Genomic DNA, 26,747 nt, shown 5'->3' with positions numbered 1-26,747 from the left:
GGGCATTACGCTTACGCCATCAGCAGTTTCACCACCACTTTACGCACCTGGGCTGGCGCGTTTACCGCACACAGCGGTTTGTGCACTTCACCCGGGTAGAACACTACAAAATCCCCTTCGTTCAGTACCACGGTTTTTTCCTGCACGCCTTCCGGCAAAAAGGCGATGTCTTTATCCGCCAGCCAGTCGGTGTCCGGCGCGCCCGCAGGCTGGGTGCTAAAAGTCATCCCTTCCTGGCCTTTCAACACAATCTGGATATCCAGATAACGGGCGTGATACTCGGCGCGGCGTTCTGCAAACGGCTGGGTCATATCTTCAGAAACGAGGAAAAACAGGCGGTTGCCGTCGATATCATGTTTGCCAACAGGCGTGGCATCGGTAACGTGCTGCTTAACGTGCTCAATAGCCTGGCGCAGCTCTTCCGGTAGCCAGGATTGTAAATTGTGAATATTGCCAACGATCATGGTGTAGCCCTCAACATAAAACATCGTTTCATTTTCAGCTTTTATACGAAAATTCACACTGCCATACCACCACTTTTTACGGGAGATTTGTTGCAACGCATGTTTATCGGAAAATATGTTATATGCCTGTTAAGGCCGATTACGCTTTTATGCAACATAGATGCATAAAGCAGACGCCTGTGCGCGGGCGTAAAGTTGTTACTCACTGATTAACAAGTATTTATTTAAATAAACCTTTCCCGATCACACTTCAGCAGCCTGGTAATTTGCGCATTCATTCACTGGTTATTTCCGTTTTTTGCGCCCGGCAGCACCGCTCTATTCATTTTTATGCATATCTATTCCACTCACTGTTGAAAAAACTTATCAATCAACGGGTTACATATTCACAAAAATAGGTGTATAGCTACAAAACAATAACAACCATGAATAAGTCCAGCCGTTAATGCGTAAGCATTCATCCTGATAATTAGGCTAATTGTCTATTCTCTGATGCGAATCATGCATTTGAACGGCGGCGATTTAATTCCCTATTCGACGTGAGCACAATCACACTATTAATTCTTACGGCTTCTACTATGAGCCATGAAATTAATCGTTATTAATGCGCGATGAAATTAATCACATTTCATTGCCGCCCCCTTTTTATTCTGAAAAAAGTTAAAGGAATAATTATGGAAAAGCACTACGTCGGTTCTGAAATAGGTCAATTGCGTAGCGTTATGCTGCACCGCCCCAATTTAAGCCTGAAACGGTTAACACCCTCGAATTGTCAGGAGCTGTTATTCGATGACGTGTTATCAGTCGAGCGCGCCGGGGAAGAGCATGACGCCTTCGCAAACACACTGCGCGAGCAGAGTGTGGAAGTCCTGCTGTTGACCGATCTTCTGACACAAACGCTTGATATTGCAGAGGCAAAAGCCTGGCTGCTGGAAATGCAGATCTCCGATTATCGCCTTGGCCCGACCTTCGCCGCAGATGTGCGCAGCTGGCTGGCGGATATGCCGCACCGCGAACTGGCGCGGCGGCTCAGCGGTGGACTAACCTACGGCGAGATCCCGGCATTTATTAAAAATATGGTGGTTGATACCCATACAGCGAATGATTTTATTATGAAGCCGCTGCCCAACCATTTATTTACCCGTGACACATCGTGCTGGATTTATAATGGCGTGTCGATTAATCCGATGGCTAAACCGGCCCGCCAGCGTGAAACGAATAATCTGCGTGCTATTTATCGCTGGCACCCCGCATTCGCCGATGGCAATTTTATTAAATATTTTGGCGACGAGAATATTAATTACGATCACGCCACCTTAGAGGGCGGCGATGTATTAGTCATTGGTCGCGGCGCGGTATTAATTGGCCTCTCTGAACGAACCACACCGCAGGGCGTGGAATTTCTTGCCAATAGCCTGTTCAAACACCGCCAGGCCGAACGCGTTATCGTCGTTGAACTGCCAAAACACCGTTCCTGTATGCACCTCGACACGGTGATGACCCATATCGATATCGACACTTTTTCTGTTTACCCCGAAGTAGTGCGCAAAGACGCCCAGTGCTGGACGCTCACCCCGGACGGGCGCGGCGGTCTGCAACGCACGCAGGAAAGCGACCTGCTGCACGCCATCGAAAAAGCGCTCGGTATTGACCAGATCCGGCTTATCACCACCGGCGGCGACGCTTTTGAAGCCGAACGCGAACAGTGGAATGACGCCAACAACGTCCTCACGCTGCGCCCCGGCGTAGTCGTCGGCTACGAGCGCAATATCTGGACCAACGAGAAATATGACAAAGCCGGGATCACCGTGCTGCCCATTCCCGGAGATGAGCTGGGACGCGGGCGCGGCGGTGCACGCTGCATGAGCTGCCCACTGGAACGCGACGGCATTTAAAGGAGCCATCATGGAAAGAAAACCTACCCTGGTTGTCGCGCTGGGCGGCAACGCGCTGCTAAAACGCGGCGAACCGCTGGAAGCGAACATCCAGCGCCAGAACATTGATCTTGCCGCGCGTACCATCGCCGGGCTGACCGCGCAGTGGCGCGTGGTGCTGGTACACGGCAACGGGCCGCAGGTCGGCCTGCTGGCGCTGCAAAACAGCGCTTACGACAAAGTTACCCCCTACCCGCTCGATATTCTCGGTGCGGAAAGCCAGGGGATGATTGGCTACATGCTGCAACAGTCGCTGAAAAACAGCCTGCCACAGCGCGAAGTGAGCGTACTGCTCACCCAGGTGGAAGTCGACGCCAGTGACCCGGCGTTCAGCAACCCGAGCAAATACATCGGCCCGGTTTACAGCGAGGCGCAAGCCCAGACGCTGCAGCAGGAGAAAGGCTGGGTATTTAAGGCTGATGGTCGCTATTTCCGCCGCGTTGTGCCCTCCCCGCAACCCAAACGCATTGTCGAAAGCGACGCCATTAGCGCGCTGATAAACCGCGATCACCTGGTGATTTGCAACGGCGGCGGCGGCGTGCCGGTGGTGGAAAACGCCAACGGCTACCACGGCATCGAAGCGGTGATCGACAAAGATCTCTCGGCGGCACTGCTGGCGCGGCAAATCGAAGCCGACGCGCTGTTGATTCTTACCGACGCCGACGCGGTGTACCTCGACTGGGGCAAACCCACGCAGCGCCCGCTGGCGCAAGTCACCCCGGACATGCTGCAGGGCATGCAGTTTGACGCAGGCTCGATGGGGCCGAAGGTCGCCGCCTGCCGCCAGTTTGTTGAGCAGTGTCACGGCATTGCGGGCATCGGTGCGCTGGCGGATGGTCCGGCCATTCTCGCCGGGGACAAAGGCACATTGATTCGTTACTGATTTAAAAAAGGAAATCTCATGAGCATCAACCTGAAAAACCGCAACTTTCTCAAACTGCTCGACTACACCCCGGCGGAGATCCAGTACCTGATCGATCTGGCTCTTCAGCTCAAAGCAGACAAAAAAGCAGGTCGTGAAAAGAAAACGCTGGTCGGCAAAAACATCGCGCTGATTTTTGAAAAAACCTCCACCCGTACCCGCTGCGCGTTTGAAGTCGGTGCATTCGATCAGGGCGCACAGGTCACTTATCTCGGCCCAAGCGGATCGCAGATTGGCCACAAAGAGTCGATGAAAGACACCGCCCGCGTACTGGGACGCATGTATGACGGCATCGAATATCGCGGTTACGGCCAGCAGATTGTGGAAGAGCTGGGTCAATACGCAGGCGTGCCGGTGTGGAACGGGCTGACCAATGAATTTCACCCCACGCAGATCCTCGCCGATCTGATGACCATGCTGGAACACGCGCGGGGCAAACGCTTGTCGGAATTGCGTTTTGCTTATCTGGGTGATGCGCGCAACAACATGGGCAACTCGCTGATGGTCGGCGCGGCGAAAATGGGCATGGATATTCGCCTGGTGGCACCGAAATCCTTCTGGCCAGAGGCTGCACTGGTGGAACAGTGTCGCGCCATCGCCCGTGAAACCGGCGCGCGCATCATGCTCACCGAGGATGTGGAAGAAGGCGTGCAGGGCGTTGATTTCCTCTACACCGATGTGTGGGTGTCGATGGGCGAGCCGAAAGAAGCATGGTCTGAGCGCGTCAGCCTGATGAAACCCTACCAGGTAAACGCTGCGGTGGTGAAAGCCACCGGTAATCCGCAGGTGAAATTTATGCACTGCCTGCCCGCGTTTCATAACGAGCACACCAAAGTGGGCGGCGAGATCGAAATGGCGTATGGCCTGAAAGGGCTGGAAGTCACCGAAGAGGTTTTCGAATCGCCTAACTCTATCGTTTTTGATGAAGCAGAAAACCGGATGCACACCATCAAAGCGGTGATGGTGGCAACCCTCGGCGACTAACCACTCCCCCGGCGCGCCGCGGGTGCGCCGGGGTTAAGGAGCACATCATGGGCAAGTTCAAGTTCCCTTCCGCTTACACCATCCTCTTTTTGTTGATTGCCATTGTCGCCGCGCTCAGTTGGGTGATCCCCGCCGGGCAATACCAGATGGCAATGAACCCAGCCCTCGGTAAAGAAGTACCGATTGCCGGTACTTACGCGCATGTCGCCGCGCATCCTCAGGGGTTAATCGCGGTGATCATGGCGCCAATAAGCGGCCTTTACGATCCTGATACCGGCCAGGCCGGCGCAATTGATGTGGCGCTGTTTATTCTGATCATCGGCGGGTTTCTGGGCATCGTCACCAAAACCGGTGCCATCGACGCCGGGATCGAGCGCGTCACCACCCGTTTGCGTGGCCGTGAAGAGTGGATGATCCCGATCCTGATGGCGCTGTTCGCCGCAGGCGGCACCATCTACGGTATGGCCGAAGAGTCGCTGCCGTTTTATACGCTGCTGGTTCCCGTGATGCTCGCCGCCCGTTTTGATCCGGTTGTCGCCGCCTCCACCGTGCTGCTCGGCGCGGGGATCGGCACGCTGGGATCGACCATCAACCCGTTCGCCACGGTGATCGCCGCTAATGCCGCCGGGATCCCGTTTACCCACGGCATCCTGCTGCGCGTTGCGCTGCTGGTGATTGGCTGGGTGATTTGCGTTGCGTGGGTGATGCGCTACGCCCGCAACGTGCGCGCCAACCCGGCGCGGTCGATCGTCGCCGACAAGCAGGACGAAGATCGGGCGTTTTTCCTCGGCAATAAATCGCCGGAGATGCTCGAATTCACGCCGGTGCGCAAACTGATCCTGCTTATTTTCGCGCTGGCCTTTGTGGTGATGATTTACGGCGTGGCGGTGCTCGGCTGGTGGATGGCGCAGATTTCGGCGGTGTTTCTGGCAAGCGCCATCATCGTGGGTTTGATCGCCCGCATGAGCGAAGAGGAGCTGACCTCAACATTTATCAACGGCGCGCGGGATCTGCTGGGCGTAGCGCTGATTATCGGCATTGCCCGCGGTATCGTAGTGATCATGGATAAAGGTATGATTACTCATACTATTTTGCACAGTGCCGAAGGCATGGTCAGCGGGTTATCCACCGTCGCGTTTATCAACGTTATGTACTGGCTGGAAGTGGTGCTGTCGTTCCTCGTGCCCTCGTCCTCTGGCCTTGCCGTGCTGACCATGCCGATTATGGCGCCGCTGGCCGATTTCGCTAACGTCAACCGCGATCTGGTCGTTACCGCGTACCAATCGGCGTCCGGCATCGTCAACCTGGTGACGCCTACGTCGGCGGTGGTGATGGGCGGGCTGGCTATCGCCCATGTCCCCTATGTGCGCTACCTGAAGTGGGTCGCGCCACTGCTGGCGATATTGACGGTGGTGATCATGGCGGCGCTCAGCCTTGGCGCTCTGCTGTAACGCACCGGGTGGCGCTTTGCTTACCCGGTCTGTGGCTAATATACAGGCCCGGTAAGCATGGCGTTGCCGGGCGTTTTGTTTCGGCAACCAATACGGGAAAAGAGATGATGGAATATGGAGATTATTCACCGAAAGAGCAGCTACAACTGGCGGTCTGCCAGCGCCTGATTAGCGAAAAAAGTTATCTTTCACAGGAGGAGATCCGGCGCGATTTGCAGCGCCACGGCTTCGATAGTATCAGCCAGTCCACCGTTTCACGCCTGTTGAAGCTGCTCGGTGTAATCAAAATTCGCAACGCCAAAGGACAAAAAATTTATTCGCTGAATCCGCAGTCACGCCCGGTGCCGGACGCCGCCCGCTCCGTCTCCGAAATGGTGGTTAGCGTTGAGCACAATAGCGAATTTATCCTTATTCACACCGTGGCGGGATATGGCCGCGCAGTGGCACGTATTCTGGATTACCACCAGTTGCCGGAGATCCTCGGCGTGGTGGCAGGAAGCAGTATCGTCTGGGTCGCGCCGAGAATAGTGAAGCATACGGCGCTGGTGCATAAGCAAATTAATTATTTACTTAGAACGCATTAATATTCAAAGAGAACCGTTTGCATTGCGTAAAATGTGCATCAATCGCTTGATCCGCGAAAACAGCTGCGTATAATCCGGGACAATTTGCCGGGAGGAAGCATGAATCAGTGTGTACGACAAACTGTCTTACCGCGTCTGAAAAAAGGCGCTGGCCTGCCGTTTTCCTTCCCGTTGATCACCGAATTCCACAGCCCCTCTATTGAGGGGCTTTTTTTTGCGCAGTCGTCAGGAGATAACCATGGCTAACCCGCTATATCAGAAACATATCATTTCCATAAACGATCTCAGCCGCGAAGAACTCGAACTGGTGCTACACACCGCCGCACGACTGAAGGCCAACCCGCAGCCGGAGTTGCTCAAGCATAAAGTGATCGCCAGTTGCTTCTTTGAAGCCTCCACCCGCACGCGTTTATCGTTTGAAACCTCCATGCACCGCCTCGGCGCGAGCGTGGTCGGCTTCTCCGACAGCAGCAACACGTCGCTGGGCAAAAAAGGCGAAACGCTGGCCGACACCATTTCGGTAATCAGCACCTATGTGGACGCCATTGTGATGCGCCATCCGCAGGAGGGCGCGGCGCGACTGGCCACCGAGTTCTCCGGCGGCATTCCGGTACTCAACGCTGGCGACGGGGCTAACCAGCATCCGACGCAAACGCTGCTCGATCTGTTCACGATTCAGGAAACGCAAGGCCGCCTTGAGAACCTCAACATCGCGATGGTCGGCGACCTGAAATATGGTCGCACCGTGCATTCGCTGGCACAGGCGCTGGCGAAATTCAGCGGCAACCGCTTTTACTTTATCGCCCCGGACGCGCTGGCGATGCCGCAGTACATTCTCGATATGCTGGACGAAAAAGGCATGGCCTGGAGCGTACACGCCAGCATCGAAGAGGTGATGGCAGAGGTGGATATTCTCTATATGACGCGCGTGCAAAAAGAGCGTCTGGATCCGTCGGAATACGCCAACGTCAAAGCCCAGTTTGTCCTGCGCGCCAGCGACTTAACCCACGCGCGCAGCAATATGAAGGTGCTGCACCCGCTGCCGCGCGTGGATGAAATCACCACCGACGTGGATAAAACGCCGCACGCCTGGTATTTCCAGCAGGCCGGTAACGGCATCTTCGCTCGCCAGGCTCTGCTGGCGCTGGTTCTCAATCGCGATTTGGCGCTGTAAGGAGAAACGACAATGACACACGATAACAAACTGCAGGTCGAAGCCATCAAACGCGGCACCGTGATTGACCACATCCCGGCGCGCGTCGGATTTAAACTGCTGACGCTGTTTAAGCTGACGGAAACCGATCAGCGCATCACCATTGGCCTGAACTTGCCGTCCGGCGAGATGGGGCGCAAAGATTTGATCAAGATCGAGAACACATTTCTGACCGACGAGCAGGTAAACCAGCTGGCGCTGTACGCACCCCAGGCCACCGTTAACCGCATTGATGAGTATGAAGTGGTGGGTAAATCGCGCCCGAGCCTGCCGGAGCGCATTACTGGCGTGCTGGTGTGCCCGAACAGCAACTGCATCAGCCATGCTGAACCGGTCGCCTCCAGCTTTGCGGTGAAAAAACGCGAAAGCGACATCGCGCTGAAGTGCAAATATTGTGAGAAAGAGTTCTCGCACCATGTAGTGCTGGCTAACTAATTGCGGTTGGTATTGCGTTTTTCCCTCCCTATAATGGGGCGGAACCTCAATACCGCTGTCATTCAGGAGTTATTATGACCAAAGTTATCGCCACGGAAAACGCGCCAGCAGCGATTGGCCCTTATGTTCAAGCTGTTGATCTTGGCAACATGATCCTGACCTCAGGTCAGATCCCGGTTGATCCGAAGACCGGTAGCGTACCGGAAGATGTGGCGGCGCAGGCGCGTCAGTCGCTGGACAACGTGAAAGCGATTGTTGAAGCGGCGGGTCTGAAAGTAGGCGACATCGTGAAAACCACCGTTTTCGTGAAAGATCTCAACGATTTCGCTACCGTTAACGCCACGTATGAAGCCTTTTTCAACGAACATAACGCCAGCTTCCCGGCGCGTTCCTGCGTGGAAGTCGCCCGTCTGCCAAAAGACGTGAAAATCGAGATTGAAGCCATCGCCGTTCGCCGTTAATGACGGCTAAGCGAGAGATAAAAGGCAGCTTACGCTGCCTTTTTTATTGCCCACTTAAAACTAAAACGCGACCGGTTTTTGGCTCTGCCCGCTTACCTTTAAATTTAAATCTCACAGGCTGCCAGAGATTTCTTTCGAAGAAGTGGGTACACCTTTCCAGGGAATCAATTTATGTACGCTTATCCCCCAGGCGTTCAGCGGTTGCGCGTAGCGCGCAGCAGCTTTTCCAGCGGATAGACCGCAGCTATCACCACTTCGTCCTGAATTTGCGCCGCGTTATCCAGTTCTCCCTGAATAGACGCTATCTCGCCATCGTCCAGCGTCCCCTGACGCGCTACCAAATCCGTCAGCCGCAGCCCAATAGTGGCGAGCTTATCCACCTGCAAAATCACCGGGCGCATCGCTTTTAGCTGGTAATTGCTGTCGCTGAGCGCCAGCGCATCGCTGGTGTTACCCTGCCAGCGGCTAAAGAGGTGGCGCAGCGCCACCGCGCTGGTGTTGTCTTCCGCATCGCTCACCAGCCTGTCGACCCACTGGTTCATCTGGCGAACGGTGCTGCTCTCCGGTGCCAGCGCATCGGCAAAGCGGTTCAGCGGCTCGAACTGATGATAGTTACCGGCCTGGAATTTCAGATGCTGGCGCGTGTAGTAGTGCGCTGGTTCGACAGTCTGGGCGAGGATCTGCAGCGGCAATGTATCGGCGCTGTTCGCAAGGCGCGTGAACTGCACCGATTGCTGGTTGTGTTGTTGCAGGCCGACCGATACCGTCGACCAGCTGTCCATCGCCTGTAAACGGCTGTACATGTTATCGGTGTCGTTCACATCCTGCGCCGACCATAACCGTTCCGCCACGGCAAACGCACGCGGCCACAGTTTGATATCCAGCACCGGCGCGACCACATTTTCCGCCCACAGCGCGGCTTCGCCTCCCAGTAAATTCGCCTGCTGGCTGGCGTCCGGCACCGCGGGAGCAATGCCTTTCGGCACCTCGTTTAACCGCGTGCCGGTGACGGGGTAGCGCGCGTTGCCCAGCAGGAAGTAACCGCCAAGTTTATCGTCGGTGAGAGTGATGACCGGGCGGGTTTCGCCCATCCACGTATCGACGACAAAACTCACCTGGCGATCGCTGCGCCAGTCGATATGCTGCACGGCGCGACGAGATTTGCCTTTGAAATCAATAAATCCGCGCCATCCACTTTCGCCTTTCACCAGCGTAAACGTCCCTTCCACCGGGCTGCCTTTCAGGCGCGGCATCGAAAACGACCAGCTTTGCGCGCTGTCATTATCGGCAATCACATCCACACCATTTAAGCCCTGCGGCACAATCTCATTGCGGTAGTGATAGGCGGTGTACTGCGGCTGATCGAGGTAGAAACCGGTCGAGAGAATGCCTTTGTAACCCTGCTTTGCCACCTCGCCCAGCGCGTCCTGCCCCTGCCAGGACTGGATGACAATACTTTTGGGCAGATCCGGGTGGAAGATCTCATCCCAGCCCACCATCTGACGCTGATGTTTTTCGAGGATCGCCTCCAGTTTGCGGTTGAAATAGGCCTGCAACGCGTGGCTGTCGGCCAGTTTGTTGTCGCGCATAAATTGCTGGATCGCCGGGTTGTTTTTCCACTGCGTATCGTCCACCTCATCGCCGCCGATATGCAAATACGCATCCGGGAAGATCGCCGCCAGTTCGCTGACTATCGCTTCAGCAAAGGTGTACGTCGCCGCTTTTGTCGGATCCAGCACCGGTTTCAGCACGCCCCAGTGGCGCTCCATCTGATACGACCCCGGCGCGCTCATCAGTTCCGGGTAGGCGACGGCAATCGCCGACGCGTGTCCCGGCATGTCGATTTCCGGCACCACGCGAATACCACGCGCCGTGGCGTAACGCACCACATCGCGCATTTGTTCTTCGCTGTAAAAGAGACCATCGCTGGCAAGCTGCGTCAGTTTGGGGTAGCGCCTGGAGCTAAAACGCCAGCCCTGGTCGTCGGTTAAATGCCAGTGCAGCACGTTCAGTTTCGCCGCCGCCATGCCGTCGATCTGCCGTTTAATATCCTCGACCGGTATAAAATGGCGGGCGGAATCGAGCAGCAAACCGCGCCACGGGAAGCGCGGCGAATCGTCAATGGTCACCCACGGCAAGGTGGTATTTTCCGTGCCGTTTTGTATCAACTGGAGCAACGTTTCCATGGCGCGTAGTGCGCCAAAGCGGGTATTTGCGGCGATCTGCACACCATTCGCATCAATGGTCAGCGTGTAATGCTCATCGCTATCCAGCTTCGGCAGCGGTGCCACTTTTTTGGCAATGGTTATCGAAATGGTGGGATGTTGCGGTTTTTCGGCCTGCGGTTGCAGCGTCCAGCCGGTTTGCCGGGCGATGCGCTGGCGCAATCGCGTAACGGCGTCGCCCAGATCGTCGCCGCTGACGCTGACAGAGAGCGTCTCCGTCAGTACCAGCGAGCCCTGCGTTGCCGGACGTTCAACCTTTGCCGGCCACGGCATCAGTGGCAAGTCACCTGCGGGTGCAGCAAAAGCGGAAGAACCGAGCAGCAACCCGGCAGTTAACAGGCTGTAACGCAACATAAATGTTCCTTCAGACGACGTCAGGCGAGGGAAAACATTTTGTTAACATGCGCCCTCAGGAGCGTCAAGCGCGCCGGGCGACGGGGATCACAGCTTGCGGGAATTGAGATAAATACCCGGCCTGCACAGAGTGCGCAGACCGGGTTTAAGACAAAAGTTTATTGCCAGCCGTAGCGACGGCTATAGAAGCCTTTCATCCACTGCGTGAGCGTCATATAACCTGCGAGGATCGCCACCAGCCACGGGAAGTACGCCAGCGGCAGCTCCTGTAATTGCAGGTATTGCGCCAGCGGCGAGAACGGCAGCGCGATGCCGACACAAATCACCATCAGCGTCATCGCCACCAGCGGCCAGGCGGCGCGGCTCTGGATAAACGGCACGCGGCGGGTGCGGATCATATGCACAATCAGCGTTTGCGACAGCAAACCGACGACAAACCAGCCGGACTGGAACAGGGTTTGCGCTTCCGGCACGTTAGCTTTAAACACCCACCACATCACGCAAAACGTCACAATGTCGAAGATCGAACTGATCGGGCCAAAGAAGATCATAAAACGGCCCAGATCCGCCGGGTTCCAGCGTTGTGGTTTGGCGATCTGTTCTTCATCGACGTTATCAAACGGGATCGCCACCTGCGAGACGTCATACACCAGATTCTGAATCAGTAAGTGCAGCGGCAACATGGGCAAAAACGGCAGAAACGCGCTCGCCACCAGCACACTGAAGACGTTACCGAAGTTGGAACTGGCGGTGATTTTGATATATTTCAGCATGTTGGCAAAAGTACGGCGCCCTTCGATTACGCCCTCTTCCAGCACCATCAGGCTCTTTTCCAGCAAAATAATATCGGCCGCTTCGCGGGCGATATCGACGGCGCCATCGACGGAAATCCCGATGTCCGCCGCGCGCAGCGCCGGGGCGTCGTTTATGCCATCGCCCATAAAACCGACCACGTGCCCTTCGCGTTTCAGCAGACGGACAATGCGTTCTTTATGCATCGGCGTCAGGCGGGCAAAGAGCGTGATGTGCTTCGCCATCTGAGCCAGTTCATCATCGCTCATGTGCTCAATTTCGCTGCCGATCAGCGCATCGCCCACTTCCAGCCCCACCTCGTGACACACTTTCGCCGCCACCAGTTCGCTGTCGCCGGTGAGGATTTTGACGGTGATCCCGCTCGCTTTTAGCGCTTTGAGCGCTGGTGCGGTGGTCTCTTTCGGCGGATCGAGGAAAGCGATGTAGCCTTCGAGGATCAGATCCGACTCGTCAATACGCTGGTAGTCACCGCTACGCGCCGGCAGATATTTGGTCGCCACCGCAACCACGCGCAGCCCCTGGCGGTTCAGTGTGCTGGTTACGCGCTCAATGCGGCGCAGCATGGTGTCATCCAGCGGGAAAATTTCGCCGTTGAAACGCACCTGCGAGCAGACGCTGAGGATCTCCGTTAACGCGCCTTTGCAAATCAGTTGATGAACATCCGTCTGCTGCGCCACCACCACCGACATGCGGCGGCGCTCGAAATCAAAGGGGATCTCATCCACTTTGCGCCAGCTCGCCGCCAGCGTCTGCGCCGCTTCCGCGTCCACACCTTCCAGTACGGCGGTATCGAGCAGGTTTTTCAGTCCGGTCTGGTAGTGGCTGTTCAGCCAGGCGCTGTGCAGCACCAGCTCGCTGACTTTACCGCTGATATCTGTATGATTTTCCAGCACAATTTTGTCCTGCGTCAGGGTGCCGGTTTTATCGGTACAGAGGATATCCATCGCGCCAAAGTTCTGAATGGCGTCCAGATGTTTAACGATCACTTTCTGTTTCGACAGTTTCACCGCACCGCGCGCCAGCGTGGAGGTGACAATCATTGGCAGCATTTCCGGCGTCAACCCCACGGCAACCGACAACGCAAACAGCGCCGCTTCCCACCAGTCACCTTTGGTAAAGCCGTTGATCAGCAGCACAATCGGCGTCATCACCAGCATAAAACGGATCAACAACATGCTGACGCGGCTGATGCCTTTCTGAAATGCGTTTTGCTCGGTTTCTTGCTCACTGACACGCCCGGCCAGTTGGCCAAACCAGGTATTGCCGCCGGTGGCGATGACTATCGCCTGCGCCGTGCCGCTCACCACATTGGTGCCCATAAAGCACAGCGTATCGGCTTCCAGCGGGTTGCGCTGCGCGGCCTGGCGCGTCGTCGCCACTTTCTCTACCGGCAAGGATTCGCCGGTCAGCGAAGCCTGGGCGACAAACAGATCCCGCGCCTGCAACACGCGCAGATCCGCCGGGATCATATCTCCTGCGGCCAGCTTGACGATATCGCCCGGCACCAGTTGGTTGATAGGCAATTCGCACCAGCCATTTTCACCTTTCTCATTCACCACGCGCAGCACCGTCGCGGTGTTGCTGACCATTGCTTTCAGCGCATCGGCCGCTTTGGTCGAGCGCGCCTCTTGCAGGAAATTGAGCAGCGTAGAAATCGCCACCATCAACGCAATTACGCAGGCGGCGAACAGATCTTCCGAGGCATAGGAAATAATGCCTAAGCAGGTCAGCAGCAGGTTAAACGGGTTGCGATAGCACACCCACAGATGCACCCACCAGGGGGCGGGTTTCTGCGCCGGGATCAGGTTTTCGCCGTGGGTTTCCCGCGCCAGTTCCACTTCCTGCGGGTTCAGCCCTTCCGGGTGGCTGGCAAAAGTGTGCCAGAGCTGCTCATGTTCCATCGCAGCAATCTGCAGACAGCGTTCACCCATCGAGGCGGGGATAGCGCCCTGGGCGATATGTTGTACGCCGGGAAGCGGATCGCGCTGCACCAGACGACGCGGTAAATGGCGGTTGAGGCGAGCGAAAAGCTGCCGGGTAATGTTTTTCAGCATGATAGTGTCCTTGCCCCCGCATCACGCGGGTGCGATTGACAACTGGCGTAACAAAGCCGCGCCAGCTGGCGTTTTTAATCGGGCAGGGACGAAAACGACGTCGCTGCCTTACGCATCCGGTAAGGCAGCAACAGCAGGCTTACCGGAAAAAGTATCTCCGTCGCGGGAGAGGGGTGGGATCGGGATCCATCTGGCCTCCGGTAAGGTGTGAAGGGCGAATCATAACGTAGCGGTATCATAGCTCCGCTGAATTAAACCAAACATATACACACCATCAATTGGTAGCACAAAGTGCATAAACCAGACTTTGCTCATTGCTGGCGCTTGGAAGGGATGCAAAACTCCTTTATCCTGCAACCCGCCCCCATCAGGAAAGGATTGAAGTATGCAAAACCGGCTGACAATCAAAGACATCGCACGCTTAAGCGGCGTGGGCAAATCCACTGTTTCCCGTGTGCTGAATAACGAAAGCGGCGTCAGCCAGCGCACACGCGAACGGGTGGAAGCGGTGGTCAATCAGCACGGTTTCTCCCCTTCCCGCTCCGCGCGCGCCATGCGCGGACAGAGCGATAAAGTGGTGGCGATTATCGTCTCGCGTCTGGATTCACTCTCGGAAAACCTTGCCGTACAGACCATGCTCCCGGCGTTTTACGAACAGGGTTATGACCCGATTATGATGGAAAGCCAGTTCTCGCCGCAGTTAGTCGAAGAGCATTTGCAGATGCTGAGCCACCGTAATATTGATGGCGTGGTGCTGTTTGGCTTTACCGGCGTCACCGAAAGCCTGCTTACTGCCTGGCAGTCGTCGCTGGTGCTGCTGGCGCGCGATGCCAGCGGTTTCGCCTCGGTCTGTTACGATGATGACGGCGCAATCCAGCTATTGATGGAAAATCTTTATGCCCGTGGGCATCGCCATATCAGTTTTATTGGCGTCCCGCACAGCGATGCCACCACCGGCAAACGCCGCCACGACGCCTATATGGCGTTTTGTCAAAAACACCAGCTCGAACCAACGTTCGCCTTACCGGGCCTTGCCATGAAGCAGGGTTATGAACATGTCGCCCACGTTTTAACCCCTGACACCACCGCGCTGCTCTGCGCGACCGATACGCTGGCGCTCGGTGCCAGTAAATATTTGCAGGAACAGCGCATTGATAATCTGCAACTGGCCAGCGTCGGCAATACGCCGCTGATGAAGTTTCTGCACCCGGAAATTGTAACCGTTGATCCCGGTTACGCCGAAGCGGGTCGCCAGGCCGCCGCGCAATTAATAGAACAGGTTAATGGCCGCGCCACGCCTCGCCAAATCGTGATCCCTGCCCGCCTCGTTTAAGCCGCTTTATCGTTTATTGTGATCCTCGCCAAGTTTCGGGAACGTTCCCATTTTTAATTTTTTTGCCTGCGGTTACGCTTTGCCTCGGTCATGTTACGCATCATTTCTCCCCCCGAGAGGCACCAGGATGAGCAAAGTCAATCCATCAGATATTGAACAACTTATTACGCTGGTTGGCGGACGCGAAAACATCGCGACGGTCAGTCACTGTATTACCCGCTTGCGTTTTGTATTAAATAACCCGGGCGCCGCCGACCCAAAAGCGATTGACCAGCTTCCGATGGTCAAAGGCTGTTTCACCAACGCCGGGCAGTTCCAGGTGGTGATCGGCACCAACGTCGGCGACTACTATCAGGCGTTGCGCGCCGCCACCGGTCTGGCTCATGCGGATAAAGAGCAGGCCAAACAGGCAGCGCGACAAAATATGAAATGGCACGAGCGCTTAATCTCCCACTTCGCGGAAATCTTCTTCCCGCTGCTGCCCGCACTGATTAGCGGCGGTTTGATCCTCGGTTTTCGCAACATTGTCGGCGATGTGCCGATGAGCAACGGCCAGACGCTGGTGCAGATATTTCCGCCATTGAAAACCGTGTATGACTTTCTCTGGCTGATTGGTGAAGCGGTCTTCTTCTATCTGCCGGTCGGCGTTTGCTGGTCTGCGGTGCGCAAAATGGGCGGAACGCCAATCCTCGGCATCATCCTCGGCGTAACGCTGGTTTCACCACAGTTGATGAATGCTTATTTACTGGGTTCGCAGGTGCCGGAAGTGTGGAACTTTGGTCTGTTCAGCATCGCGAAAGTGGGCTATCAGGCGCAGGTGATCCCGGCATTGCTGGCGGGCCTGGCGCTCGGCATTATTGAAACGCGGCTTAAAAAGCTGATACCGGACTCCCTCTATCTGGTGATTGTTCCGGTCTGTTCGCTGATCCTGGCGGTCTTCCTGGCACATGCGCTAATCGGCCCGTTCGGTCGCATGATTGGTGACGGCGTGGCGTGGGCGGTTCGCCATCTGATGACAGGCAGCTTCGCCCCGATTGGCGCGACGCTGTTTGGTTTCCTCTACGCACCGCTGGTGATTACCGGTGTGCACCAGACCACGCTGGCTATCGACATGCAGATGATTCAGAACATGGGCGGTACGCCGGTGTGGCCGTTGATTGCGCTGTCAAACGTTGCACAGGCCTCGGCGGTAGTGGGCATCATTATCTCCAGCCGTAAAGAGAATGAACGTGAAATCTCGGTTCCGGCGGCTATCTCCGCGTTTCTCGGCGTAACCGAGCCGGCCATGTACGGCATCAACCTGAAATATCGCTTCCCGATGCTGTGCGCGATGATCGGTTCCGGCCTTGCCGGGTTGTTGTGCGGCCTTAACGGCGTGCTGGCGAACGGAATTGGCGTGGCGGGTCTGCCGGGTTTCCTCTCGATTCAACCCGCTTTCTGGCAGGTCTTCGCACTGGCTACAGCGGTGGCGGTTGTCATCCCGCTGGTGCTGACCTCCTTTGTTTATCAGCGTAAGTTCCGTCACGGCACATTGCAGATTGTGTAATTTTTGGGGCGCGTTTGCGCCCCTTCGTTTTCGCAGGAAATCATGATGAATACCCTTCCCCACTGGTGGCAAAACGGCGTTATCTACCAGATTTACCCAAAGAGTTTTCAGGACACGACCGGCACTGGCACCGGTGATTTACGCGGCGTGATTACGCGCCTCGACTACTTACAAACCCTCGGCGTCGACGCCATCTGGCTGACACCATTTTATATCTCCCCGCAGGTGGATAACGGCTACGACGTGGCGAATTACACCGCCATCGATCCGCTTTACGGCACACTGGCAGACTTTGATGAACTGGTCGCCCAGGCGCACCAGCGCGGTATCCGCCTGGTGCTGGATATGGTGTTCAACCACACCTCGACCCAGCATGCCTGGTTCCAGGCATCGCAGGATCCGGACAACCCATACCGTTCTTTCTATATCTGGCGCGACGGCGAACCAGAAACGCCGCCGAATAACTGGCGTTCGAAATTCGGCGGCAGCGCATGGCGCTGGCACAGCCAGAGCGGCCAGTACTATTTGCATCTGTTCGCGCCAGAGCAGGCAGATCTCAACTGGGAAAACCCGGCGGTACGCGACGAGCTGAAAAAAGTCTGCACCTTCTGGGCCGATCGCGGTGTCGACGGTTTGCGTCTCGATGTGGTGAATTTAATCTCCAAACAGCAGGATTTCCCCGACGATCACAGCGGCGACGGGCGACGTTTTTATACCGATGGCCCGCGCGCCCATGAGTTTTTGCAGGAGATGAGCCGCGAGGTTTTTCGCCCGCGCGAGTTGATGACGGTCGGTGAGATGTCATCCACCACGCTGGAACATTGCCAGCGCTACGGCGCACTCGACGGCAGCGAGCTGTCGATGACGTTTAACTTCCACCATCTGAAAGTTGACTATCCCGACGGCGAAAAATGGTCGCTGGCGAAACCGGATTTTGTGGCATTGAAATCGCTGTTCCGCCACTGGCAGCAAGGGATGCACAACGTGGCGTGGAACGCGCTGTTCTGGTGTAACCACGATCAACCGCGCATTGTGTCGCGCTTTGGCGAAGAAGGCGCGCTGCGCGTGCCCGCCGCCAAAATGCTGGCGCTGGTGCTGCACGGCATGCAGGGCACGCCGTACATTTATCAGGGCGAAGAGATCGGTATGACCAACCCGCACTTTGCGCGCATTACCGACTACCGCGATGTGGAAAGCCAGAATATGTTTGCCGAACTGCGTGCCGCCGGGCGCGAGCCGGAAGCGCTGCTGGCGATCCTCGCCAGTAAATCGCGCGATAACAGCCGCACGCCGATGCAGTGGACCGCGCGTAAAAACGCCGGTTTCACCACTGCCGATCCGTGGATTGGTCTGTGCGATAACTATCGGGAAATCAACGTCGAAAACGCGGTCAACGATCGCGATTCGGTGTTCTATACCTACCAGTCGTTGATTCGCCTGCGTAAAAACTTGCCGATACTCAGTTGGGGCGATTATCAGGATCTGCTCCCCTCTCACCCACATTTATGGTGCTACCGCCGTCAGTGGCAGGGAGAAACGTTGTTGGTTATCGCCAACCTCAGCAATCAGTTCCAGCCGTGGCGGCCAGAAACCCTGCCGGGCGACTGGCAGGTGGTCATCAGCAACTATGCGGAAGTTTCCCCTGTTCCCGGTGAAATGACCCTGCGGCCGTTCGAAGCCGTGTGGTGGCATCAAAAATAAGCGTTTTTCACTTCCCTGGCGCAAAAAAACAGCAGGCTTAAACCTGCTGTTTTTGTTGAATTTTTAGTCAAAACAAGAATGCCTGAATTTACATTTCCTCAGAGCGCCCGTCCTCTGCGCTATCCGGTTTTTACTTTGTCCTGAGTCAATAAAAACGCAAACATGTTTGATGCAAATCACTATATATAGAAATTAGAATGCACCCCGGCCCTATATGTTGTATTAATCGACTACTATTCGAACAAGCTGACCACCGCGAAAGCGATACACGCTGTGGATAACACGGGCCTGGATGGGACGAACTTATTGGTTTTAGTAATGAATAACCAGCCAGTCTGCGCGTCCTCATATTGTGGATAACCTGTTTTCTAAAATGGAGTGATCATGACACCGCATGTGATGAAACGAGATGGCTGTAAAGTGCCTTTCAACTCAGAGCGCATACAAGAAGCCATTTTGCGTGCAGCTAAAGCAGCGGGAGTCGATGACGCAGACTATTGCGCCACCGTCGCAGAGGTAATTAGTCGTCAGATGCAGGGCCGATCGCAGGTCGATATTAGCGAAATCCAGACTGCCGTCGAAAACCAGTTGATGTCCGGGCCGTACAAACAACTGGCACGTGCCTACATTGAGTATCGCCACGATCGCGATATCGCCCGTGAAAAACGCGGCCGTCTGAACCAGGATATTCGCGGTCTTGTTGAGCAAACCAACTCGGCACTGCTCAATGAGAACGCCAACAAAGACAGTAAAGTGATCCCGACTCAGCGCGATCTGCTGGCGGGAATTGTCGCCAAACACTACGCGCGCCAGCACTTGTTGCCGCGCGATGTGGTACTGGCGCACGAACGCGGTGAGATCCACTATCACGATCTCGACTACTCCCCGTTCTTCCCGATGTTCAACTGTATGCTGATCGATCTGAAAGGCATGCTGACCCACGGCTTCAAAATGGGCAACGCGGAGATTGAACCGCCAAAATCGATCTCAACCGCCACGGCGGTTACCGCGCAGATCATCGCCCAGGTCGCCAGCCATATTTATGGCGGCACCACCATCAACCGGATCGATGAAGTGCTGGCACCGTTCGTCAGCGCCAGCTTCGAAAAACACCGCAAAGTCGCCAGCGAGTGGAACATCCCGGATGCCGACGGCTATGCGCGCAGCCGCACCGAGAAAGAGTGTTACGACGCGTTCCAGTCGCTGGAATATGAAGTTAACACCCTGCATACCGCGAACGGCCAGACACCGTTTGTCACCTTCGGTTTCGGGCTGGGCACCAGTTGGGAATCCCGCTTGATCCAGCAGTCGATCCTGCGTAACCGCATTGCAGGTCTGGGTAAAAACCGTAAAACCGCCGTGTTCCCGAAACTGGTATTCGCCATTCGCGATGGTCTGAATCACAAGTTCGACGATCCGAATTACGACATCAAACAACTGGCGCTGGAGTGCGCGAGCAAGCGCATGTACCCGGATATTCTCAATTACGATCAGGTCGTGAAAGTGACCGGTTCGTTTAAAACGCCGATGGGCTGCCGCAGCTTCCTTGGCGTGTATGAAGAGAATGGCGAACAAATTCATGACGGGCGTAACAACCTCGGTGTCATCAGCCTTAACCTGCCGCGCATCGCGCTGGAAGCGAAAGGCGATGAAGCGGCGTTCTGGAAACTGCTGGACAGCCGCCTGCAACTGGCGAAAAAAGCGCTGATGACCCGCATCGCGCGCCTCGAAGGGGTGAAAGCCCGCGTTGCGCCGATCCTCTATATGGAAGGAGCCTGCGGCGTGCGCCTGAAAGCGGACGACGATATCGCGCCGATCTTTAAAAACGGCCGCGCGTCGATTTCGCTGGGTTATATCGGCATACACGAAACGATCAACGCGCTGTCCGGCAACAAACATATCTACGACAGTGAAGCACTGCGCGCCAAAGGCGTGGCAATTGTGGAACGCCTGCGCCAGGCGGTGGATCAGTGGAAAGAAGAGACCGGTTACGGTTTTAGCCTTTACAGCACGCCGAGCGAAAACCTGTGTGACCGTTTCTGCCGTATCGATACCGCCGATTTCGGCGTGGTGGAAGGGGTAACCGATAAAGGTTACTACACCAACAGCTTCCACCTTGATGTCGAGAAAAAGGTGAACCCGTACGACAAAATCGATTTCGAAGCGCCGTACCCGCCGTTAGCCAGCGGTGGTTTTATCTGCTACGGCGAGTATCCGAACATTCAGCACAACCTGCGCGCACTGGAAGATGTCTGGGATTACAGCTATCAGCACGTGCCGTATTACGGCACCAACACGCCAATTGATGAGTGTTACGAGTGCGGTTTTACCGGCGAGTTCGAATGCACCAGCAAAGGCTTTACCTGCCCGAAATGCGGTAACCACGACGCGTCCCGCGTCTCCGTTACCCGCCGCGTTTGCGGCTACCTCGGCAGCCCGGACGCGCGTCCGTTCAACGCTGGCAAGCAGGAAGAAGTGAAACGCCGCGTGAAACACCTCGGCAACGGGCAAATCGGTTAACAACTCCGTCGCCCGGTGAGTGGCGTTTACCCGCGCCGGGCACGCGGTCAGTGATTTCACCGTACCTGATTGCCCGATGGCGCTACGCTTATCGGGCCTACGTTTTCTGCCGCTACGATTGTTCTCTGATACGTTTTCTCTAAGCAGTTGACGTTGTAGCAAGGCGGCAAACGAGTAAATCCCGGGGAGCTTACATAAGTAAGTGACCCGGGTGCGCGAGAGTAGCCAACGCAGCTACAGCGCCAAATGCGACGAGGAAACATGAATTACCACCAATACTACCCAGTCGACATCGTCAACGGCCCCGGCACCCGCTGCACACTGTTCGTCTCCGGCTGCGTACACGAATGCCCTGGCTGCTACAACAAAAGCACCTGGCGGTTGAATTCCGGCGTGCCGTTTACCGAAGAAATGGAAGATCGGATCATTGCCGATCTCAACGATACGCGCATCAAACGCCAGGGAATTTCGCTCTCCGGCGGCGATCCGCTGCACCCGCAAAACATACCGGATATTTTAAAGCTGGTGACCCGCATTCGCTCGGAATGCCCGGGTAAAGATATCTGGGTGTGGACCGGTTACAAAATGGACGAACTGAACGCCGCGCAGCGGGAGGTGGTCGGGTTGATCAACGTGCTGATCGACGGCAAATTTGTTCAGGATCTGAAAGACCCGATGCTTATCTGGCGCGGCAGCAGCAACCAGGTTGTACATCACTTGCGTTGATTTCCTCGCGCAATTTTCACAATACTTCCCTGCATATTTTCATTTCAGTGCGACGATATGTATTCCGACGCTGAATGCGCCGGAGGAACGGCAAAACTGTTTTGCATACGTCTGACCTCCTCCGCCGGCGGTAAACCGAAGAGCCGTTTGAATTCGCGGTTAAACTGTGACGGGCTTTCGTAACCGACGGCGTAACAGGCCGCTGCGGCAGTGAGTCGCTGGCGAACCATCAACATCCGTGCCTGGTGCAGCCGTACCGATTTCACATACTGCATTGGCGGCATGCGGGTTATCGCTTTGAAATGGCTGTGGAATGTTGGCACGCTCATCCCGGATTGCTGAGCCAGTTGCGACAGCGTTAAGGGTTGAGCATAAGTCGCATGAATGTAACGCAGCGTTTTGCCAATTTTACCGAACTGCCCCTGCAAGGCTAACGCGGCGCGCATCGCATTGCCTTGTGCGCCGGTCAAAACACGAAAATAGAGTTCCCGTACCCGCGCCGGACCAAGGATTGCCGCCTCAAGCGGGTTACCGAGCGTCTCCAGTAAACGCAGCACCGCTGTTTTCAGCGTCTCGTCCATCGGGCTGGAGATCATGCTTTGCGGCGAAGCGGATAACAGCGGAAAGCCGTGCTGTTCAATTTGCAGCATCACATCTGCGGCGACCTGAAAATCCAGATGCATGTAAATTGCCAGCAACGGGTGGTCTGCCGATGCATCCGTTTCCATCACAAAAGGCACAGGAACCGATACCGCCAGGTAGTGCTGTTCGTCGTAAAGATAGATCTGCTGACCGAAATACCCCCGCTTGCTGCCCTGGCAGACAATCACGATCCCCGGATCGTACAGCACCGGCGTGCGGGCCAGCGGGCGATCGGAACGCAAAATGCGCACATCCGCCAGCGCGGTCAGGTTGTACCCCTCCTGCGGGGCAAGTTCCATTAACCTCGCGATCATGTCAGACATCGCGCACCTCATAAGATCAGGCAATAAAAAAAGAAGATATGGCCTAAAAAGCCAGCAAATCTGAGAATACTATGCAGCTTCCATTTTTCATGGGAGTAGGCGTTATGTCACCTGTAAAAACACTTTTCATCACCGGCGTCAGCAGCGGCTTTGGTCGTGCGCTGGCGCAGGAAGCACTGGCTGCGGGTCACAAGGTCATTGGCACGGTGCGCAACCACGACGCGCAGCAGGCATTTGAAGCCCTGCATCCGCATCGGGCGTTTGCCCGTCTGCTTGATGTCACTGATTTTGCGCAAATCAATGACGTAGTCGCAGAGGTTGAATCACACATCGGGGCCATCGACGTGCTGGTAAACAACGCCGGTTACGGCCATGAAGGGATCATGGAAGAGTCCTCGCTTGCAGAGATGCGCCACCAATTCGACGTCAATGTATTTGGTGCCGCGGCCATGATGAAAGCCGTGCTGCCCGGCATGCGCCAGCGCCGCAGCGGGCACATTATCAATATCACCTCGATGGGCGGTTATATCACCATGCCGGGGATCGCCTGGTACTGCGGGAGCAAATTCGCGCTGGAAGGGATCAGCGAAACGCTGGGCAAAGAGGTGAAGCCTTTTGGTATCCACGTCACGGCAGTAGCGCCGGGATCGTTTCGTACCGAGTGGGCCGGGCGCTCGATGATCCGCACCCCGCGCGCCATTGCCGATTACGATGCGCTTTTTGATCCGATTCGCCAGGCGCGCGAGGAAAAGAGCGGAAAGCAGCCCGGCGATGCCGTCAAAGCGGCTCGCGCCATGCTGGCGATAATAGACAGTGACACGCCGCCCGCGCACCTGCTGCTGGGCAGCGATGCGCTCAGCCTGGTGCGTGAAAAACTGGCGGCACTCACTGCGGAGATTGACGCATGGGAGGCACTGACCCGCTCTACCGATGGTTAACGGGCACGGGGCGTGCAAGCGCCCCGGTATAGGCTCAAAAGCGGCTCAGCGACTCCATCGCCACGCTTTTAAACGACGCGAAATCCGCGCAGGCACAGAGCCTCGCCGTTACGCGCTCGCGCAGGAAGGTGACGAAAATATCGTAGATAGCCATCGCTTCTTCATACTCGCTCTTGCTGATCGCCAGCAAGAAGATGACATGCGCGGTTTCATCGCCCCACGCGATCCCCTGCGGAGCCAGCACGGTGTAGACCACCGTCTTTTTCGCCAGCAGCCCGAGGGCGTGCGGCAACGCAATACCCTCGCCGAGCAGGGTGCTGACAATCGCTTCACGCTCGACCACCGAATCGAGAAACTCCGCATCGACAAAGCCTTCATCCTGCAATTGATGGCATAAGGTGTTGAACAGCGTTTGTTGATCCATCGCGCCGTTAATGATGCGGAAATGCGCGGCATCAAAATACTTTTCCAGCATCCACGGCCGCGTTCTGTCTACCAGCACCAGCTTGCCGATCTGCTCCAGTTGATACTCGCTGGGAAACGGCGCGATGGTGACGACCGGCTTATCTTTTTCATTTACCCGCGCGGTGGAGATGACAAAATCTTCCGCGATGCCGTCGCACTGCTCGTACTCACGCAGCGTCACGGTGCGTGTTACCAAAATCTGCGGATATTTACGCGACAGCACCGCTTCAATCATCCGCACCATCGCATTTCCGACATCGCATACCAGCAACACCCGCGGCTGGCGCTGATAACCCACGTTGTAATGGCGCTCAAGACCCACGCCGATATGCAGCACCAGAAAACCGATCTCGTTTTCGCTGATCACATACGGCGTGTATTTCCCCCAACTGGAGACCGCCGCCAGCGTCATATCCCACGCCATGGGGTAGTGCTGTTTAATGTTATCCAGCAACGGGTTAGGGATCATTATCTGGTAGCGCACGCGGGTGATCATGGTTTTGATATGGGTGAGCAGATCCGCATGTAGCTGGTCATCGTTTTGCAGGTTGTAGTTATAGTGCGTGTTGATGTAGCCAAGGATGTAGTTGACCAGCGCTTCGTCGTCATCGGCGCTGATGGCGCTGGGTGCGATCGCCTGCACGCGTCGCCCGGCGATATGCACCCGCAGCCAGTGCTCTTCCGCCGCCGCCAGCGGTTTTCCCGCCAGATGTTGCAGCGCAGCAGAGATATCCCGCGCCGCCTCTTTGACATTTTCGTCCCCATCTTCGGCGCTGAATTCAGAGAGCGGATAGCCCTCGCTGATGCGGCGAACCGCCACCGCGCAGTAAAGGCGGATAAACAGATCGCCCTCATCCGTCAGGCGAATATGATGGCGGTTAAAACAGTCATGCAGAATAGTAGCCAGCGCCTCAGGCACCCCCGGATTAAGCGCTTCTTCCGTGATCAGCGGGTTATCGGCATTTTGCTGCGCCAGTTCCCACAACAGATCCGTCAGACAGGCGCGCAGCGCCATTTCGCTGCCAAACAGTTTCATGCCGTGGCGCGGGCGCGTTTCCAGCGTCAGACGGTAGCGGGAAAACCACTCCCGCACCTCGGTCATATCATTTTGCAGCGTGGCGCGGCTAACAAACCACTCATCCGCCAGATCTTCCAGCTTGAGCGAGAAGGCGGAGGTGAGAAAACGCACCACCAGATAATGCACGCGCTCCGGCCCGCTACGCGGAATGCGCAGCGCGCGCGGGCGCGACGCCTGCAAGCTCTGGTAACGCGTGACGTCATCAATTTTCAGTTGATAGCCGCTGCCGCGCGTCAAAATAAACTGCGCGCCGTGGTGCAGCAGCAGAGCGTTCAGTGCGGTGATATCGGCCCGAACGGTACGCGTCGAGACCGACAAGCGCTGTGCCAGCTCATCCTGCGGTAGCGTCTCGTTTTGCAACATCATGAACAGTTGCGCCAAACGTTGGTTCGGGAATCGCACGTCGCTCTCCAGGCTTAGGGGTGAGATGAAATAACCATCTGAGATGGGCTGCCTATCGGCGTGTAGTCCGGCTCAAACTGCAATTTACCGTCGCGTTCCACGCGAAAACGGGTGATGTTATCGCTGCGCTGATTCATCACGTATAGCCAGCGGCCATTCTCCGCCAGCGTTAGCGTGCGCGGGTAATCGCCGCGCGTCCAGACATCGTCCTGATGGGTTAGCGAACCATCGGCTTTCACCGTAAAGTGCGCGATGCTGTTATGCAACCGGTTGGCGACATACAGCTGTTTACCGTCACCACTTAATACCAGCCCGGCGGCAAAACTGGTGCCTTTATACTCTTTCGGCAGCGCCGAAAAGGTTTTCCCCGGCTGCAACGTGCCGGTGGTTTTGTTCAGCGCATAGTGTGTAAGCGTTGAGGCCTCTTCATTGATCAGCCACAGGCCATCGCCCTTTGGCGTGAACACAAAATGGCGCGGCCCGGCACCTTGCGAAGAGGCGCTAATAAAGGGTGGATCATTCGGCGTTAACGCGCCCGTTTTGCCATCAAACTGATACTGATAAATGCGATCCAGCCCAAGATCGGTGGAAAAGACGAATTTCCCGCTCGGATCGACGGCGATCATATGCGCATGCGGACCATTGTGATCGCTAATCGCAAAACTACCTTCCACCGCCGCAGCCGGTTTCGCGGCCCCCGGTTCGCCCTGATCCTGACGCGTATCCACCGCTTCGCCGAGGCTGCCATCCGCTTTCACCGGCAGCACGGCAATCGATCCGCTGACATAGTTCGCCACCAGCAGAAAACGCCCATCCGGCGTCAGCGACAGATAGACCGGTCCGGCACCGCCGGACGCCACCTGGTTCAGCACACTTAACTCGCCGTTAGCGCCAATACGCAGCGCCTGTACCGCGCCCTTTTCCACTTCGCTGGCGAGGTAGAGGGTTTTACCATCCCGCGCCACCGTTAGCTGTGCCGCATTCGGCAACGGGCTGACCAGCGTTTTATTGCCAAGCGCACCGGATTGCGGATCAACGGTAAAGCGATAAAGCCCTTCGCCGTTCGGGTTGTAGGTTCCGACCCAGGCGTACTGCGTTTGTGCCATGGCGCTGGTTGCCAGCAGAGAAAGTGAAGCGGTAAGCAGATGACGAGCGGTAAGCATGGTGGCTCCTTACGTG

22 protein-coding genes are annotated in these 26,747 nt (G+C 56.2%); 15 read left to right on the top strand and 7 right to left on the bottom strand.

Annotation, left to right across the window (positions count from 1 at the left end):
* Positions 1–11 precede the first annotated feature (11 nt).
* On the bottom strand, positions 12–464 hold the full coding sequence (locus tag O3S68_RS21370; protein ID WP_269232443.1) for a YhcH/YjgK/YiaL family protein: 453 nt from the start codon (positions 462–464) through the stop codon (positions 12–14).
* 674 nt (positions 465–1,138) lie between these two features.
* Between O3S68_RS21370 and arcA the strand changes: the two genes are divergently transcribed.
* The 9 genes from arcA (at position 1,139) to ridA (ending at position 8,448) form a co-directional block, all read left to right on the top strand.
* Positions 1,139–2,359 (top strand): arginine deiminase, encoded by a 1,221-nt coding sequence (gene arcA / locus O3S68_RS21365; protein ID WP_269232415.1) that lies wholly within the window; start codon positions 1,139–1,141, stop codon positions 2,357–2,359.
* Positions 2,360–2,369: 10 nt separating this feature from the next.
* A complete protein-coding gene (gene arcC, locus O3S68_RS21360; protein ID WP_020456311.1) occupies positions 2,370–3,281 on the top strand; it encodes a carbamate kinase in 912 nt (303 codons plus the stop codon).
* Positions 3,282–3,299: 18 nt separating this feature from the next.
* The gene (gene argF, locus O3S68_RS21355) at positions 3,300–4,304 is read left to right on the top strand and encodes an ornithine carbamoyltransferase (protein ID WP_269232414.1); all 1,005 of its coding nucleotides are present in this window, start codon (positions 3,300–3,302) and stop codon (positions 4,302–4,304) included.
* Positions 4,305–4,351: 47 nt separating this feature from the next.
* On the top strand, positions 4,352–5,755 hold the full coding sequence (locus O3S68_RS21350) for a YfcC family protein (RefSeq protein WP_020456309.1): 1,404 nt from the start codon (positions 4,352–4,354) through the stop codon (positions 5,753–5,755).
* Between the two features lie 104 nt (positions 5,756–5,859).
* Positions 5,860–6,339 (top strand): arginine repressor, encoded by a 480-nt coding sequence (locus O3S68_RS21345; RefSeq protein WP_020456308.1) that lies wholly within the window; start codon positions 5,860–5,862, stop codon positions 6,337–6,339.
* Between the two features lie 99 nt (positions 6,340–6,438).
* Positions 6,439–6,585, top strand: coding sequence for a pyrBI operon leader peptide (locus tag O3S68_RS21335; RefSeq protein ID WP_020456307.1), 147 nt, complete (start codon positions 6,439–6,441; stop codon positions 6,583–6,585).
* The gene (gene pyrB / locus O3S68_RS21330; RefSeq protein WP_020456306.1) at positions 6,578–7,513 is read left to right on the top strand and encodes an aspartate carbamoyltransferase; all 936 of its coding nucleotides are present in this window, start codon (positions 6,578–6,580) and stop codon (positions 7,511–7,513) included. Before O3S68_RS21335 ends, pyrB begins: the two co-directional genes overlap by 8 nt.
* A gap of 12 nt (positions 7,514–7,525) precedes the next feature.
* Complete coding sequence (gene pyrI, locus O3S68_RS21325) at positions 7,526–7,987, top strand: aspartate carbamoyltransferase regulatory subunit (protein WP_017459088.1); 462 nt, start codon at positions 7,526–7,528, stop codon at positions 7,985–7,987.
* Between the two features lie 74 nt (positions 7,988–8,061).
* On the top strand, positions 8,062–8,448 hold the full coding sequence (gene ridA, locus O3S68_RS21320; RefSeq protein ID WP_017459089.1) for a 2-iminobutanoate/2-iminopropanoate deaminase: 387 nt from the start codon (positions 8,062–8,064) through the stop codon (positions 8,446–8,448).
* A 194-nt stretch (positions 8,449–8,642) separates the two neighbouring features.
* On the opposite strand, the gene O3S68_RS21315 is transcribed toward ridA, so the two are convergent.
* The 3 genes from O3S68_RS21315 to mgtL all read right to left on the bottom strand — a co-directional run bounded on the left by O3S68_RS21315 (position 8,643) and on the right by mgtL (position 14,084).
* A complete protein-coding gene (locus tag O3S68_RS21315; RefSeq protein ID WP_269232413.1) occupies positions 8,643–11,027 on the bottom strand; it encodes a beta-N-acetylhexosaminidase in 2,385 nt (794 codons plus the stop codon).
* A gap of 158 nt (positions 11,028–11,185) precedes the next feature.
* Positions 11,186–13,894 (bottom strand): magnesium-translocating P-type ATPase, encoded by a 2,709-nt coding sequence (gene mgtA, locus O3S68_RS21310; RefSeq protein ID WP_269232412.1) that lies wholly within the window; start codon positions 13,892–13,894, stop codon positions 11,186–11,188.
* 139 nt (positions 13,895–14,033) lie between these two features.
* The gene (gene mgtL, locus O3S68_RS24325) at positions 14,034–14,084 is read right to left on the bottom strand and encodes a mgtA regulatory leader peptide MgtL (RefSeq protein ID WP_228007843.1); all 51 of its coding nucleotides are present in this window, start codon (positions 14,082–14,084) and stop codon (positions 14,034–14,036) included.
* A gap of 195 nt (positions 14,085–14,279) precedes the next feature.
* Between mgtL and treR the strand changes: the two genes are divergently transcribed.
* The 5 genes from treR (at position 14,280) to nrdG (ending at position 21,720) form a co-directional block, all read left to right on the top strand.
* A complete protein-coding gene (gene treR, locus O3S68_RS21305) occupies positions 14,280–15,227 on the top strand; it encodes a trehalose operon repressor TreR (RefSeq protein WP_020456302.1) in 948 nt (315 codons plus the stop codon).
* A 127-nt stretch (positions 15,228–15,354) separates the two neighbouring features.
* Positions 15,355–16,773 (top strand): PTS trehalose transporter subunit IIBC, encoded by a 1,419-nt coding sequence (treB, locus tag O3S68_RS21300; protein ID WP_045514261.1) that lies wholly within the window; start codon positions 15,355–15,357, stop codon positions 16,771–16,773.
* A 45-nt stretch (positions 16,774–16,818) separates the two neighbouring features.
* Positions 16,819–18,474 carry an alpha,alpha-phosphotrehalase gene (gene treC, locus O3S68_RS21295; RefSeq protein ID WP_269232442.1) on the top strand — a complete coding sequence of 552 codons (1,656 nt, stop codon included), beginning with the start codon at positions 16,819–16,821 and terminating at the stop codon, positions 18,472–18,474.
* A gap of 384 nt (positions 18,475–18,858) precedes the next feature.
* Positions 18,859–20,994 (top strand): anaerobic ribonucleoside-triphosphate reductase, encoded by a 2,136-nt coding sequence (gene nrdD, locus O3S68_RS21290; RefSeq protein ID WP_020456299.1) that lies wholly within the window; start codon positions 18,859–18,861, stop codon positions 20,992–20,994.
* A gap of 261 nt (positions 20,995–21,255) precedes the next feature.
* Positions 21,256–21,720 carry an anaerobic ribonucleoside-triphosphate reductase-activating protein gene (gene nrdG / locus O3S68_RS21285; RefSeq protein WP_269232411.1) on the top strand — a complete coding sequence of 155 codons (465 nt, stop codon included), beginning with the start codon at positions 21,256–21,258 and terminating at the stop codon, positions 21,718–21,720.
* A gap of 44 nt (positions 21,721–21,764) precedes the next feature.
* Here nrdG and O3S68_RS21280 read toward each other — a convergent pair whose 3' ends face one another.
* Positions 21,765–22,685, bottom strand: a complete 921-nt coding sequence (locus tag O3S68_RS21280; protein ID WP_269232410.1) for an AraC family transcriptional regulator — start codon at positions 22,683–22,685, stop codon at positions 21,765–21,767.
* 104 nt (positions 22,686–22,789) lie between these two features.
* Between O3S68_RS21280 and O3S68_RS21275 the strand changes: the two genes are divergently transcribed.
* Entirely contained in the window at positions 22,790–23,623 is an 834-nt protein-coding gene (locus tag O3S68_RS21275; protein ID WP_269232409.1) for an oxidoreductase, read from the top strand.
* A 34-nt stretch (positions 23,624–23,657) separates the two neighbouring features.
* Here O3S68_RS21275 and O3S68_RS21270 read toward each other — a convergent pair whose 3' ends face one another.
* Both O3S68_RS21270 and O3S68_RS21265 read right to left on the bottom strand, forming a co-directional pair.
* Positions 23,658–25,568, bottom strand: coding sequence for a BglG family transcription antiterminator (locus O3S68_RS21270; RefSeq protein WP_269232408.1), 1,911 nt, complete (start codon positions 25,566–25,568; stop codon positions 23,658–23,660).
* 14 nt (positions 25,569–25,582) lie between these two features.
* Complete coding sequence (locus O3S68_RS21265; RefSeq protein ID WP_269232407.1) at positions 25,583–26,731, bottom strand: lactonase family protein; 1,149 nt, start codon at positions 26,729–26,731, stop codon at positions 25,583–25,585.
* Positions 26,732–26,747: the final 16 nt, after the last annotated feature.

The sequence above is a fragment of the Kosakonia sp. SOY2 genome (genome assembly GCF_027109175.1).
Lineage (GTDB): Bacteria > Pseudomonadota > Gammaproteobacteria > Enterobacterales > Enterobacteriaceae > Kosakonia.
Note: the sequence above shows the minus strand (reverse complement) of the source record. Positions and strands in the feature narration are given on the sequence as shown.

Coding starts and splice junctions, on each gene's coding strand:
- O3S68_RS21350 (WP_020456309.1), top strand. CDS start 4,352: ATGGGCAAGTTCAAGTTCCCTTCCGCTTACACCATCCTCTTTTTGTTG.
- pyrB (WP_020456306.1), top strand. CDS start 6,578: ATGGCTAACCCGCTATATCAGAAACATATCATTTCCATAAACGATCTC.
- nrdG (WP_269232411.1), top strand. CDS start 21,256: ATGAATTACCACCAATACTACCCAGTCGACATCGTCAACGGCCCCGGC.
- arcA (WP_269232415.1), top strand. CDS start 1,139: ATGGAAAAGCACTACGTCGGTTCTGAAATAGGTCAATTGCGTAGCGTT.
- treR (WP_020456302.1), top strand. CDS start 14,280: ATGCAAAACCGGCTGACAATCAAAGACATCGCACGCTTAAGCGGCGTG.
- O3S68_RS21265 (WP_269232407.1), bottom strand. CDS start 26,731: ATGCTTACCGCTCGTCATCTGCTTACCGCTTCACTTTCTCTGCTGGCA.
- treB (WP_045514261.1), top strand. CDS start 15,355: ATGAGCAAAGTCAATCCATCAGATATTGAACAACTTATTACGCTGGTT.
- O3S68_RS21280 (WP_269232410.1), bottom strand. CDS start 22,685: ATGTCTGACATGATCGCGAGGTTAATGGAACTTGCCCCGCAGGAGGGG.
- nrdD (WP_020456299.1), top strand. CDS start 18,859: ATGACACCGCATGTGATGAAACGAGATGGCTGTAAAGTGCCTTTCAAC.
- argF (WP_269232414.1), top strand. CDS start 3,300: ATGAGCATCAACCTGAAAAACCGCAACTTTCTCAAACTGCTCGACTAC.
- pyrI (WP_017459088.1), top strand. CDS start 7,526: ATGACACACGATAACAAACTGCAGGTCGAAGCCATCAAACGCGGCACC.
- O3S68_RS21370 (WP_269232443.1), bottom strand. CDS start 464: ATGATCGTTGGCAATATTCACAATTTACAATCCTGGCTACCGGAAGAG.
- O3S68_RS21315 (WP_269232413.1), bottom strand. CDS start 11,027: ATGTTGCGTTACAGCCTGTTAACTGCCGGGTTGCTGCTCGGTTCTTCC.
- arcC (WP_020456311.1), top strand. CDS start 2,370: ATGGAAAGAAAACCTACCCTGGTTGTCGCGCTGGGCGGCAACGCGCTG.
- treC (WP_269232442.1), top strand. CDS start 16,819: ATGAATACCCTTCCCCACTGGTGGCAAAACGGCGTTATCTACCAGATT.
- ridA (WP_017459089.1), top strand. CDS start 8,062: ATGACCAAAGTTATCGCCACGGAAAACGCGCCAGCAGCGATTGGCCCT.
- O3S68_RS21275 (WP_269232409.1), top strand. CDS start 22,790: ATGTCACCTGTAAAAACACTTTTCATCACCGGCGTCAGCAGCGGCTTT.
- mgtA (WP_269232412.1), bottom strand. CDS start 13,894: ATGCTGAAAAACATTACCCGGCAGCTTTTCGCTCGCCTCAACCGCCAT.
- O3S68_RS21335 (WP_020456307.1), top strand. CDS start 6,439: ATGAATCAGTGTGTACGACAAACTGTCTTACCGCGTCTGAAAAAAGGC.
- O3S68_RS21345 (WP_020456308.1), top strand. CDS start 5,860: ATGATGGAATATGGAGATTATTCACCGAAAGAGCAGCTACAACTGGCG.